Raw genomic sequence first — 13,222 nt, 5'->3', positions numbered from 1 at the left:
CTCTTCTTTCGTTCAAAGTGATATCGGTATGCGAGTTATTCAGTATAGCGAAACGTGCGGATCGGGGCAAGCATGCGCCGACACGAGAAGGCTTCTGCCCGTCATAGCAGCCGGAGCTTCGAGACCTACAAGGTCCAGAAGCGTTGGTGCGATGTCGCAGAGCGCGCCCTCGGAGCCGTCGAGCGTTCGTCCCCGTCCCGAAAAATCGACGAGCGCGAGAGGCACGAGCGCCGTCGTATGAGCCGTGAAGGGACTGCCGTCTTCGGCGATCATCTTGTCGGCATTGCCATGATCGGCTGTGATAAGTGCCACGCCGCCCGCGCGCTCGAGCGCTGCGAGCACCTCGCCCACGCCCGCATCCACCGCCTCCACGGCGGCCACGGCGGCCGGGATGACGCCCGTATGGCCCACCATATCGCAGTTCGCAAAGTTCACGATATAGACGTCGGCCACGCCGTCGTCGATGGCCGCGGCCAGCGTGGCGGCCACATCGGGCTCGCTCATCTCGGGCTTGAGGTCGTACGTGGCCACTTTAGGGCTCGGGATGAGCGCACGCTCCTCCCCCGCCTTCGGCTCTTCGCGGCCGCCGTTCAGGAAGAACGTCACATGAGCATACTTCTCCGTTTCGGCGATGTGGTATTGGCGAAGACCCGCTTCGGCAAGCGTATCGGCCAAGACGTTTTCGGGAAACTCCTTCGCAAAGGCGACCGGCGCGGGAATCTCTGGATCGTATTCGGTCAGGCACACGAAGCTCACCTGCGGGTACGCGCCGCGATCGAAGCCGGCGAACCCGGGGTCCACCAGGGCGCGCGTGATCTCGCGTGCGCGGTCGGGACGGAAGTTGAAGAACACGACCGCATCGCCCTCGCGCATCCCGCGGTCGGAGAGCGCCGTGGGCACGACGAACTCGTCGGTGACGCCTTCGGCATAGGAGGCCGCCATGATCTCGGCCGGCGTTGCATCCGTGCACGGCTCGGCGGCCACGACGGCGCGCCATGCCCGCTCGACGCGTTCCCACCGGTTATCGCGATCCATGGCGTAGTAGCGTCCCGAGATACTGCCAATCTCGGCCTTGCAACCCTCGTCCGCGAGCTCGGCCAGCACGGCCTCGAGCTCCTCCAGGTAGCCCGCGCCGCTCTTCGGCGGCACGTCGCGGCCGTCCATGAAGCAATGCACCACGATATGCCCGACCTCGGCCTCCTTCGCGGTGCGCGCGAGCGCGTAGAGATGCTCGTTGGAGGAATGGACGCCGCCGTCGGACACGAGCCCCATGAGGTGCAGCGCCGCGCCCGGCTCGCGTGCCGCAGCGAACGCGTCGTTTAGCACGGTGTTCGCCGCCAGCGAGCCATCGGCGCAGGCGCGGTTGATGCGGGTGAGCTCCTGGAACACCACGCGCCCCGCGCCGATGTTGAGGTGCCCAACCTCGGAGTTGCCCATCTGTCCTTCGGGCAGGCCCACAGCCTCACCCGACGCCTCAAGGCGCGTCCACGGGCGCTCCGCGAACATCTTATCGAGGTTCGGGGTGTCGGCGAGTGAGATGGCGTTGCCGGAACCGGGCCGAGCTAAGCCGAATCCGTCCATTATAATGAGGCATGCCGGCAAGGCGAGATCGTCGACCGAAGCCGCATGGGATCCTTCGATTGCATTCACTTCGTTCACTCCGCTCAGAATGAAAGGCGGGACTACAGACACGCTTCGACGAGCTGGGCGAACGAGGCGGCATCCAAACTTGCGCCCCCAACGAGCCCCCCGTCGATATCCGACTTCGCCATGAGCCCCTCAACATTGCCGGGATTGACGGAGCCTCCGTACAGGATGCGGACGCATTCCGCAGCCTCAGGGCCGAACTGTTCGGCGAGCGTGGCGCGGATGGCGGCACACACGGTCTCAGCCTGCTCGGGCGTCGCCGTTCGTCCCGTCCCGATGGCCCAGATGGGCTCGTAAGCAACGATGCTGCGCGCAACATCGTTGGGCTCGACGCCCGCGAAGGCTGCGCGCACCTGCGCGGTGACGTACTCGTCAGTGGTGCCCTCGTCGCGCACCGCAAGTGATTCGCCCACGCACACGATGGGGGTCATATTGGCCGCGAGCAACGCCTTAACCTTACGATTGACGTCCTCGTTCGTCTCGCCGAACAGCTCGCGGCGCTCCGAGTGGCCAACTATGCAGTGCGTACAGCCGATCTCCTTGATCATGGGAATGGATATTTCGCCGGTGAATGCGCCCTTCGGCTCCCAGTATACGTTCTGCGCGCCCACCGCGATTTTCGTCTTGTCGAAATCGAGTACGGTCACGGCCGGTTTGAGGTCGACGTACGGCGGGCAGATTACCACCTCGGCGCGGTCGGACCATGACCCTTTGTAGCGATTGGACAGCTCCTGCGTGAGCACCACAGCTTCCGCCACGGTATTGTTCATCTTCCAGTTGCCCGCCATCATGGGTTTGCGTGCCATTAGGTCTTCCTTTCCATCGAAACATCCCGCATGGGGGGGGGCAAACCCCCATGCGGGACATCTTCTACTTCTTAAGCGCTTCCACACCCGGGAGCGCCTCGCCCTGCACGAGCTCCATGGAGGCGCCGCCGCCGGTCGAGATGAACGTCATCTTGTCGGCCAGGTCGAACTTGTTGACGGCGGCCACGCTGTCGCCGCCGCCGATGATGGTGTCCGCGTCGGCGTTGGCGGCCACGGCGTCGGCCACGGCCTTCGTGCCGGCCTCGAACGGCTGCATCTCGAACACGCCCATGGGGCCGTTCCAGAACACGGTCTGGGCCTCGGCCACGGCGTCGGCGTAGAGCTTCGCCGTCTCGGGCCCGATATCGAGGCCCATCATATCACCGGGGATGTCGTCGACCGAAACCGTGAGCGTTTCGGCATCTTCGGCGAAGCGGTCGGCGCACACGACGTCCACCGGCAGCAGCAGCTTGACGCCGCACTCCTCGGCTTTGGCGATCATGGCCGCCGCGCGCTCGACCCACTCCTCTTCCTTGAGCGACGTGCCCACGGCCTTGCCTTGCGCCAGCAGGAACGTGAAGCACATCCCGCCGCCGATGATGAGCGTGTCGCACGTGTCCATGAGCGCGTCGATGACTTTGATCTTGTCCGACACCTTCGAGCCGCCGAGGATGGCGGTGAAGGGACGGCGCGGCTCCTCGAGCATGCCCGAGAGCGTGCCCACCTCGCGCTGCATGAGGTAGCCCGCGTACGCCGGCAGCAGCGCCGCGACGCCGGCCGTGGAGGCGTGGGCGCGGTGCGCGGTGCCGAACGCGTCGTTGACGTACACGTCGCCGAGCGCGGCCAGTTCCTCGCAGAACGCGGGGTCGTTCTTCTTCTCGCGCGCATCGAAGCGCAGGTTCTCCAGCACGAGCACGTCGCCGTCGCGCAGCGACGCGGCCTTCGCGCGCGCGTCGTCGCCCACCGTGTCGGTCGCGAACACGACGGGCTTCCCCAAGAGCTCCGAGAGCTTCTGGGCGGCAGGGCGCAGCGAGAACGCCTCTTCGCAGCCCTCGCCCGCCGGTCGGCCGAGATGGCTCATGAGCACGACGCGCGCGCCCTGAGCGACGAGCTTCTCGATGGTGGGCAGCGCGGCGCGGATGCGCGTGTCATCGGCGACGGCGCCGTCCTTCACCGGCACGTTGAAGTCGACGCGCACGAGCGCGCGCTTCCCGGCGGCGTCCAGCTCGTCGATGGTTTTGATATCGGCCATAGGGCCCTCCTAAAAGTCTTTCTTTTTGTCGAACAGGTTGGCGTAGTAAGACAGCGAGGGGCGCTGCGGTGCCCGAGATTCGCGGGATGGCGCGGGCGATGCGTACTTGGGTACGCGAGTCCGCGGCATCGTGCGAAGATCGGGTGCCCCAGCGCCCCGCAGCGTCGACAGAGATTTTGCTCGTTAGAGCAAAATCTTCACCAGATCTTTAACCCTGTTCGAGTAACCCCACTCATTGTCGTACCAGGAGATACACTTGACGAAGTTGCCCTCGCCGCCCAGCACCATGGTGAGCTTGCTGTCGAAGATGGAGGAGTGCGGGTTGTCCACGATGTCGATGGAGACGATCGGGTCCTCGGTGTACTCCAGGATGCCCTTGAGCGGGCCTTCGGCGGCGGCCTTCATCGCGGCGTTGATCTCCTCGGCGGTGGCGTCCTTCTCGAGCTCAACCGTGAGGTCGACCATCGAGCCGTCCGGCGTGGGAACGCGGGTGGCGAAGCCGTCGAGCTTGCCCTTGAGCTCGGGCAGTACGAGCGATACCGCGCGGGCCGCGCCCGTGGTGGTGGGGATCATCGACATGGCGGCCGCGCGGGCGCGACGCAGGTCCTTGTGGGGAAGGTCGAGGATCTTCTGGTCGTTCGTGTAGGAGTGGATGGTGTTCATGTAGCCGCGCTTGATACCGAAGTTGTCCATGAGCACCTTCGCGAAGGGGGCCAGGCAGTTCGTCGTGCAAGAAGCGTTGGAGATGATGTTGTGCTCGTCCTTGTTGTACTGGTCGTCGTTCACGCCCATGACGATGGTGATGTCCTCGTTCTTAGCCGGCGCGGAGATGACGACCTTCTTGGCGCCCGCATCGAGGTGCGCCTTGGCCTTCGTGCCGTCGGTGAAGAAACCCGTGGACTCGACGACGACGTCGACGCCCAGCTCGCCCCAGGGCAGGTTTGCCGGCTCGCGCTCGGAGAGCACCTTGACCGCATGGCCGTCAGCCACGAAGCCGTCCTCGGTGACCTCGACCGTGTCGAAGGCGCGCCCGTGGATGGAATCGTACTTGAGCAGGTGGGCCATCGTCGGAATGTCGCCGAGGTCGTTGATGGCAACGACGTCGATCTCCGGGTCGTCCACCATCGCGCGGAACGCCAGGCGGCCGATGCGACCGAATCCGTTAATGCCTACTTTGGTTGCCATGCGTATCCCCTTTCATAAAGATACTCTTACTCAATTACGGCATGAATACGATGATACAACACGAACGCGCACCATTCTAGCCGCGTCTCTCGATCGCCACCTGCCCGATATGTCGAGCACGAAGGTGAACGGCCGATTTCAGCCGTAAAACCGCTGTCTGCGCGTATGCAGACAGCATGCATGTATGGATTTATGGCGTTTGAGCGGACAGCGTCTTAAGGACGTGGCTGCTTCGTCTTGCCGAAACTGATGGCGCCGACCGGGCAAACCGACGAGCAGTCCTTGCACTTCGTGCATTCGCACAGGGGCCTTGAATGGTCAACGTCGTGCAGGTTGATTTCCTCAAAGCAGACGTCTTTGCATCGGGTGCAGGCGATGCCCTCGGTGGTGCGCAGGCACTTGCTTCGATCAACATGGGGCCGCAGCCGCGTGTTCAGACTGCTCGCGAGCGACATGATCGCGCCCAGGGGGCATATCTTATGGCACCACCTTCTGAACACGAACAGCTCGAGGGCGAGAAGCAGCGGGAACACGATGAGCAGCCAGGATGGCTCGTTGAAACCAATGAGCCGCCACAGCCCGATGACGAGGCAAAACGTCAGGCCGATCGGGCACACAAGACAGAAAACCGGAAATCCGAACACCGCCGTTGAACCCAGCGCACCCAAAAGCACCGCGAAGCGCGAATCAAAACGAGGGCGCGCCCTCGTCTCGGGATGAGGATGCGACAAGACGGGGTCGCCGTCCTCGTCGTCGGCCTCGCGGGAAAGCTCGCGCTCCTTTTTCGGGGCGAGCAGCAGGGACAGGGGCACGGGACAGACCCAGCCACAGAACACCTTGCCCAGCACGAAGGCGATGATGATCAGGCACGCCAAGGAGGCCACCGCCAGCGGGATGAACGTCTTCGATGCGATGAGCACCTCAAGCGAGCCGAGCGGACATATCGCCGCGATGCTGCCGAATCCGAACGAGGACGGGGTACCCGGCGCAAGGTTCGTCGCAAGCCCGACAAGCACGAGCGCAAAAAACAAAAGCATGGCAGCCACGCGGAGATACGTCACCGGAATCTTTCTTTTCATGACACGCACTCTTTCTCGAAGGAGAGGTGCTCCGTCAGCGCACGAGCGCAGGCTCCACCTCGATGCCGCGCACATCCCCTCCCCCATAGCTCAACAGCCTGGAGGACGGACAGCGGTTTTCGCAGACCCCGCAGCCGTTGCATGCGTTCTCATCGACCACAGGCCTGTCGTACTCGTCAAGCGATATCGCTTCGTAGGGACACGCCTGCGAGCACAGAACACATGCGCTCTGCCCCTTCCAGGCGATGCAGCGGTCTTCGTTGACAACCGCATGCCCTAGCACGAGCGACGTTTCGAAGAACTCGTCATCGGGCATCGGATCGAACGCGAAGCGCGCGCCGCCCGACGTCGCAAGCGCGCCGGTCGGACAGACTTCGGCGCACGCCCCGCAGAAATTGCACCATCCCAACTTGAAGTTCATCTTGGGGCTTCGAATTGAGAGCAGTCCGTCCTCGAGCGTCGCCGGCGCGATGACCCGGGTGGGACACGCGCTGCGGCAGCGATCGCAGCGCGTGCACCGGGCAAAAAACTCCTGTTCGTCGCCGCCTCCCGGCGGTCGAATCAGACTCTCGTCTCCGGGCGCGAGTTTCGCGGCGCCGCCCACGCACGCCAATCCCGCTATCGCGCCGGCTGCGTACACGAAATCCCGGCGGCCCATGCTCGGGCCATGAGGCGCCTTCGGCTTCGCCGAGCCCGCTTCGCCAGCCATGCTAGCACCGCTCCGCGCTCGCGAATGCGCCCGCCGTCTCCTTCAATGCGGCAAAATCCCGCTTCACGTAGGCCGCCGTCAACTGCGCCAAGCCGCGATAGAAGTCCGTCTTCGCTCGGAGGTTCACGTGCCGGCAGAACGCCGGCACCCAATTGACCAGGTGTCCCTGCATGAAATCCCGCTGTGCGGCCAGCAGCTGTTCGGCCGAGGCCGCTTGCCCGGACGCGGACGCATCGAGATACTTGCCGATGAGGAATGCGAAAAACTCGAACTCGAGCGCAACGTGGTCCTCGCACTCGTGATACCGTTCGCTTCGCCCGAGGCCGTAACGGTGGTACCACGCAAGCACCTCGTCGCGAGCCTCCTGCATGAGAAGGCCCTTCTCGCTCGTGAAGACCGACTCGTAGGGATAGGCCGCGGTCTTGTTGGTCGAAGCGGCGCCGCAGAATACCTTGGCGTAGTCTTTCGCCAGATCGAGCGTCGATGCATCGAACGATGCGAGATAGCGCCGCATGAGATACAATCCCTCGTCAAGCGATGCGTCCCCAGAGACCGTCACGCCGCCTTCCTGCAGCATCTGCAGAAGATCCCCGTCGACTTCTTCGCGGTACAGGCGCGCCAGCAAGGCGTACATCTCCATACGATGGCGCATGGCGTCGTCAAGCTCCGCCAAATTCGTTGCTTCCATAACTGCATCCTCTCAGGTGCCGCGCGTATCCGCGCGCCCGTGCGCGTGGCAGGCGGGCGCGCGGAATCGCTCAATGTCAGTAAACCAGCAGGGAGGCGCCGGCGCAGTAGAGCAACGCGCGGAAGGCCAGCCCGCCCAGAAGAACCAGGACGACCGCCGTCGCCGTCGCCCCAACGCTTGCCCGGGGTGCCTTGCGCGAGACGACCAGGGCCGCCAGCGGAAGGACGAGTCCCACCGCCACGACGCCGCCCCAGAACAGCATGGCAAGATCGCCCGAGAGCATCCGCTCGCCAATCGAGGCGGGATCGACAGGAGGCACCGTCAGCAGATCGACGTGCATCGCCTGCGTGTATCCGGCGCCGGCAAGCGAGCAGAAAAAGACAGCGAAGGCCACGACTGCGAGCGCGAGCAGGACGACGGCCGCAATCGCGACGACGATCGCCTTCGAGCAAGCCGTGTCATCCTCCGTGCAGACGGCCATGAGCAGCGCCATGACAAGCGCTCCCAGCGAGGCGGCATCCAACAGGTAGTACAGCGGCAGCAAAATGGTGTTCCATGCGGGCATGGACGCCATCATGTAGGAATGGCTCATCACGAGCACGAGCACGACCGAGAGCAGCGCCGAGACGACTTTGACCGCCCTTCCGACATCGCCCTTTCGCCTGAGCCGCACGAAGTAGACCACCATGGTGATGGCAACCAGGCCAAGCGCGATGAGCTCCTGGTTGATGCCCGACGTGATATTGCCGAACTGGCCGAAGTAGCGCGCCGGCGTCTGGAGGTGCAGAACGCTTGCCAGTCCTCCGATCACGAGCGCGGCAAACGCCGTAATGAGGCCGGGGAGCTGTATGCGCGCATACTCCTTCTTCATCGAGGCGACGGAGATGAACCCGAACGTCCCGGCGGAAAGGCATATGAATGTGGTGAAGACTACGAGAGGCCACTGGAGCTCCATGTTCACAGCCTCCATTTCTGCTTGTCGAGGATATAGATGTTTGTCGGCCCGTTGCCGACGTCGGGCAGGGTATGGGCCCTGTCGCCCGCCTCGGCGACCAGCTTTGATACCTCGCTCGACGCGTCATCGAGGTCGCCGAAGTGCAGGGCGCCTCCGGTACAGGCGCTCACGCATTCCGGCTGCCCGCCGGCCGCGATCAGCTGCTCGCACATCGTGCACTTCTCGACGACCTTCGTTTCCTTGTTGAGCGCGCGCACAGCATAGGGGCACGCCATCACGCAGAATTGGCATCCGATGCACTTCTCTTTGTCAATCTGCACGGTGCCGTCTTCCAGCTTCTGCGAGGCGCCCGTAGGGCAGACGCTCACGCATTCCGGCGTGCGGCAGTGCTGACACTTCATCGGCAGGTAGTACATCTCCACGTCGGGAAACGTATCGCCTTCGTTGATGGGATTGGGGCCGACGCGCAGGATCTTCGTCCAATGGTTGCCCAGAGGCGGGTTGTTCTCCACTTTGCAGGCAACCGTGCATGCATAGCAGCATACGCACTTGTTGCATTCGGTTACGATCGCATACTGCATTACAGCGCCTCCTTCTCTTCTTCGGTCAGGGGCATCCACTCCCTCAGACGCGGATCGTCGCCCGAGGTGATGATCTCGATCCCGGTGTCGGGATCGCGCGGCACCACATGGCCGTCCGGGCAGTTCTCCGGCGTAGCCTTGTAAACCTTCACCAGATAGGCGCGCAGAGTCGTGCTGCCCAGAACGGGGTCCTGGGCGTACTGATCGACCAGGACGTTGACGTTCGAGAGATCCCAGCCGTGTTTCGGCGCGGGCAGCTCGGGATACCACCAGCCGTGATCCGCCTCGATGATCCTCGGGTCGATGCCGGCGAACAGATCGGCCGTCTCGCGGACCCTTCCGCGGCGCGACTCGATCCAGCACCAGTCGCCTTGCTCGATGCCGAGCTGGGCGGCCGTGTCGGGGTGAATCTGGAAATGCGGCACGGGGTAGAGCTCGCGCATGTAGGGCTGCTGACGGCCTTCGCTATGGAAGTACAGTGGGTTGCGGTGCCCGGTGGTCATGATGAGCGGATACTCCTCGTAGACCTCGGGGGTCTGATAGGGACTCTCGTAGGGCTCGCGCACGATCGGCAGAGCCGCCAGGTAATCGTCCTCAAGGCCGACCTCGCGCTCCACGCCCTGCGTGTCGGCGGGGTATGACTCCAAGACGGTCGACCACAACTCGAACTTGCCCGTCGGCGTGGGGAATCCGAGCGGACCGGGCTTACCGGTCACCATGAAGTCCTCGCTCTCGGAATCGAAGTACCCCTCAACCGAGCGCAGCCAACCCCACAGATAGCGCTTGTAATAGCCAAACGGCGACATTTTCTTGAGCGACCACTGCCCATGCTCCTGGAACTTGTCGCAGAAATCCTGGTAGCTGTCGAACTGCAACGGGGCGCCGTCAAGCCCCAGCTCGGTCGGGCCGCCCGCCTGCATGACGTGTCCACCCATGAAGTCCATGGGCTTCATGGTGATGACCGACATGTCGAGCGCCTGCTCCTCGGTTGGCCATTGCGCGTCGCCGAACTGCCCGAGGAACGGGACCTGCGACTTATCCGCGGGCCACCAGGGTGCGCCGAGCGCGGGAGCCAGCTCGTTGATGAGGGAGAGGCTGTCCCACTTGCTTTCAGCCATCGGCTCGACGATCTTGACCATGGCTCCGAAACCGCCCTCGCCGTTCTGCGAAGCGCGCACGCACGTATTCTCCAAGAAGTGGCGCGCCGGCAAGACGATGTCGGCAAGCTCGATGGTCGGCGTCCACCACAGCTCCCAGCCCAGGTAGAAATCGAGCGTCTTGAATGCCTCCCAGTTGGCAACGGCGTTGCCGGAATGGAAGTGGCTGCCCGTGCATGAGATCATGCCGCGGATGGGATAGGGCTTGCCCGACATGATTTGGTCGGTGCAGGTGGTTTGATCGTGGAAGATAGCTGCGTTGCCCACCTGGCCGGCCCAGGGGATGAGCGGGAAGCGCCCCGCGCCCGGCGTGCCGTCCTCGCCCACCGCGCCGGCGCACTGGCCCGATTGGTCCGGCGTCAGTTTATTGTCGACAAAGGGCGTATGGTACTGGAAATAGGTGTTGTACAAGAAGTAGAGCAGGTCGCTTCCGCGATTGCCGCCGAACGTGTCGATATTGTTGGTGACGCCGCTCAGGCACAAGATGGTGCGGCACGTCTCGGTCGCGTTGCCAGTATGCTCGATGGGTAGGTTGTACATGATGCCGCCCATGCCCGGCTCCTTGCTGTAGGCAAGCGCCGTCTCGCGGATCAGGTCGGCGTCAAGCCAGCAATGCTCGGCGGCGCGCTCGGGCGTCCAGTACGCCACGCGCTGGGCGAACCGCTGCCACACAGGGACGGCCCTGACCGTCCTGCCGTCCTTCAGCGTGACCTCGAACTCCCCCTCAAGCGCCGGGTCGAGGTTAAGCGCCTCGGGAAAGCCCGGATCGATCGTGTTCAAAGCAGCGGTGTCGTCGTAGTTGTCGTCCTCGGGAGTCAGGTAGCTGGGATGCAGCACCTCGCAGTCCTTCTCCGGGTCGGGATACGTCGGGCCCGTCTCGCCTTCCCACAAACCCGACGGCGCGTCGAAGAAGGTGACCTTGCCCTGCCTGGCGTTCCACACCGCGAACTTCTGCGGCGAACCGCCCTCCACCATATCGCTCTCCTTGAGCAGACGGGTGCGTATATTGAGTGGATAGGCGCCGGGCATCTCGTACTTGTTCGTCCATGCAAACCCGCTCGGCTCGAGATCGTCCACCACGAGCATGGGGCCGTTGGTCCAGCGCTTGATGAACAGCTCGTCGTAGGTTTTATTCTGAATGATGACGTTGATCAGGGCCTGCGCAAGTGCATCATCGGTGCCGGGCCGAAGATGCAGCTGATAGTCGCACTCCTTGCCCAGATTCTGCAGCCGCGGGCCAACGCAGATCGACACCTCGGAATTGGACTTCATCTCAGCGGCCACCTTGCCGGCCGTGTCGTAGTTCGAAACCTCCTGGTTGGTACCCCATTGGAAGAAGCACTTCGCACCATCGTTGCTGGCCACCCAGTGCGGAGATGCATAGGCGATCATCGCGCCGCTTGCAATACGCGGACCCTTGCATACCTGCCCCGCGGTCGAGCCCTGATTGGAAGTCCCCACCACCGCCGGCAGACTCTCGGTGGCGTATGTGGTGGTACGGCCGGTGCCGTGCAGAATCTTAATGGAATGCCACCCGTTGTTTTTCGGATCCTCGACGATTTTCCTCAGCCCGTCGGCCGCTTGCTGGATGGCCTCATCCCACGAGATGCGCACCCAGCCGGGATCCTCACCCTTGGGATTCGTGCGCTTCATCGGGTACTTGATGCGGTCGGGATGATATAGTGCCTGCATGGCGCCGCGGCCTTTGCAGCAGCAGTTGCCATGCGACGAAATAGCCGACTCGTCCCCCTCGATCTTGATCACACGCCCGTTCTTCACGCTGACCCAGATCGGGCATTCCATCTTTCCGCAGGCGCGGCAGTGGCTGCGGATGCGCTTGACCTCTCCGTTGTCGGCATTGAGCTCTTCGGCGCTCGCCTGCTCCAATCCGGTCAGTGAGCCCGGAGCCAGAACCGCGGCGAGGGCCGATCCGACGCCCACCTTGGCGAATGTGCGCCGACTCATGGTATTCGTTGACAAGTTGCATCTCCTCCTCTTCGATCGACGGCTCAGAGCGCCTCTCGAATCCCCCCGAGCCTCAAGATTGCTCGTATTCGCTGTCTTTTGGCACGTCCCCCTTTCACGACGATGCCTCTGAAATCATTTATACTTACCAGAAGGGGAATCAAAGACATGACGATTCGAGCGCAATGCGATCGCGCAATGGAATCATGCCATTCCAAAACGAAGCGCCTCGCGGGGAGAGGGACATGAATTCAAGCTATCTGAACGAGTTTCTCGTCGTTGTTCGGCATATGAATTTCACCGCAGCAGCCAAGTATCTCAATCTCACGCAGTCCTCGTTGAGCAAGCACATGGCCGCGCTTGAAAAGGAATTCGGCTGCACGCTGTTCAAACGCAACCTCCAGGGGATCGAACTGACCTCGCAGGGGCGCGTCTTCAGCATCGACGCGCAGAAGATGCTCAATCTCTACGATGAGGCCAAACGGCACGTGAGATCCGCGACGCGCGAAGTCCGCCTGGCGGGGAGCATCGAGGACGACGCTATGGTGAGGTTGGTGTCCGAGGCGAAAGCATATCTGGCTGCGCACGATCCCGGCTTCACGCTCTCCTTGGCGCATTGCGGCACCCAGTCGCCCTTCGATCAGCTTGCGTCGAGGCAGATCGATCTGTTTGTCGAGGTCGCCCTGCAAGACGAAGAGACCGATCCGCGCTGCGATTCGTGCATTCTGGCAACGGTGCCTTTGGTGGCCATCGTGAGTCGCCAGCACCCGCTGGCGGATCGCGAAGCAATATCCGTGCATGATCTGGAGGGACGGTTGGTCGTACACCCCATCGGCGGCCTCGGCTTCGCGCGCGGAACCCTTGCCGTGGACGAGTTCTTCCGCCGCCATGGCGTCGTTGTCGAGCAAGAGCTTATCTTCGCCGACTCAACGCGCGATTTCTCGTTCTCGAATCTGGAGGAAAGCATCTTGGTGACCCCGCGCTCGAATTTCTCCAAGCGGCTCTTTCCCGGCTCGCTGGATGACTACCTTCCCCTGCCCATCGAAGAGCCTGACGCGGCTTTCCCCTACCACCTCATCTGGCGCAAGAACGAGCAGGCCGACCAGATCACGATCTTTCGGGAGGTACTGCTGAACATCTCGGAAAGCATCTGTCCGATCAACGCTCATTGGCTTGCGCGTGGACGTGTGTGAGTTGC

At 63.0% G+C, this 13,222-nt stretch carries 11 protein-coding genes; 1 reads left to right on the top strand and 10 read right to left on the bottom strand.

Annotated features, from left to right (window positions below):
* Positions 1-39 precede the first annotated feature (39 nt).
* The 10 genes from gpmI to ABGT83_RS05720 all read right to left on the bottom strand — a co-directional run bounded on the left by gpmI (position 40) and on the right by ABGT83_RS05720 (position 12,039).
* The gene (gpmI, locus tag ABGT83_RS05765) at positions 40-1,650 is read right to left on the bottom strand and encodes a 2,3-bisphosphoglycerate-independent phosphoglycerate mutase (RefSeq protein ID WP_346686426.1); all 1,611 of its coding nucleotides are present in this window, start codon (positions 1,648-1,650) and stop codon (positions 40-42) included.
* Between the two features lie 32 nt (positions 1,651-1,682).
* Complete coding sequence (gene tpiA / locus ABGT83_RS05760; RefSeq protein WP_346686424.1) at positions 1,683-2,453, bottom strand: triose-phosphate isomerase; 771 nt, start codon at positions 2,451-2,453, stop codon at positions 1,683-1,685.
* Between the two features lie 64 nt (positions 2,454-2,517).
* The gene (locus ABGT83_RS05755) at positions 2,518-3,705 is read right to left on the bottom strand and encodes a phosphoglycerate kinase (protein WP_346686422.1); all 1,188 of its coding nucleotides are present in this window, start codon (positions 3,703-3,705) and stop codon (positions 2,518-2,520) included.
* 183 nt (positions 3,706-3,888) lie between these two features.
* A complete protein-coding gene (gene gap / locus ABGT83_RS05750) occupies positions 3,889-4,890 on the bottom strand; it encodes a type I glyceraldehyde-3-phosphate dehydrogenase (protein ID WP_103264366.1) in 1,002 nt (333 codons plus the stop codon).
* A 215-nt stretch (positions 4,891-5,105) separates the two neighbouring features.
* On the bottom strand, positions 5,106-5,969 hold the full coding sequence (locus ABGT83_RS05745; protein WP_170042424.1) for a 4Fe-4S binding protein: 864 nt from the start codon (positions 5,967-5,969) through the stop codon (positions 5,106-5,108).
* A gap of 34 nt (positions 5,970-6,003) precedes the next feature.
* Positions 6,004-6,678 (bottom strand): 4Fe-4S dicluster domain-containing protein, encoded by a 675-nt coding sequence (locus tag ABGT83_RS05740; RefSeq protein ID WP_103264364.1) that lies wholly within the window; start codon positions 6,676-6,678, stop codon positions 6,004-6,006.
* 1 nt (position 6,679) lies between these two features.
* Positions 6,680-7,366 (bottom strand): TorD/DmsD family molecular chaperone, encoded by a 687-nt coding sequence (locus ABGT83_RS05735; protein WP_346686419.1) that lies wholly within the window; start codon positions 7,364-7,366, stop codon positions 6,680-6,682.
* Positions 7,367-7,442: 76 nt separating this feature from the next.
* Positions 7,443-8,321, bottom strand: coding sequence for a DmsC/YnfH family molybdoenzyme membrane anchor subunit (locus ABGT83_RS05730; protein ID WP_157938920.1), 879 nt, complete (start codon positions 8,319-8,321; stop codon positions 7,443-7,445).
* Positions 8,322-8,323: 2 nt separating this feature from the next.
* Positions 8,324-8,902 carry a 4Fe-4S dicluster domain-containing protein gene (locus ABGT83_RS05725; protein WP_346686417.1) on the bottom strand — a complete coding sequence of 193 codons (579 nt, stop codon included), beginning with the start codon at positions 8,900-8,902 and terminating at the stop codon, positions 8,324-8,326.
* Positions 8,902-12,039: a molybdopterin-containing oxidoreductase family protein gene (locus tag ABGT83_RS05720; RefSeq protein WP_129588469.1), complete on the bottom strand. Its 3,138-nt coding sequence runs from the start codon at positions 12,037-12,039 to the stop codon at positions 8,902-8,904. The genes ABGT83_RS05725 and ABGT83_RS05720 overlap by 1 nt, the downstream gene beginning before the upstream one ends.
* Positions 12,040-12,269: 230 nt before the next feature.
* On the opposite strand from ABGT83_RS05720, the gene ABGT83_RS05715 reads away from it, so the two are divergent.
* Complete coding sequence (locus ABGT83_RS05715) at positions 12,270-13,217, top strand: LysR family transcriptional regulator (RefSeq protein WP_346686415.1); 948 nt, start codon at positions 12,270-12,272, stop codon at positions 13,215-13,217.
* Positions 13,218-13,222 lie beyond the last annotated feature (5 nt).

The organism is Enteroscipio rubneri (assembly GCF_963929405.1).
Taxonomy (GTDB): Bacteria; Actinomycetota; Coriobacteriia; order Coriobacteriales; family Eggerthellaceae; genus Enteroscipio; species Enteroscipio rubneri.
This window is presented reverse-complemented; position numbering and strand designations above follow the sequence as displayed.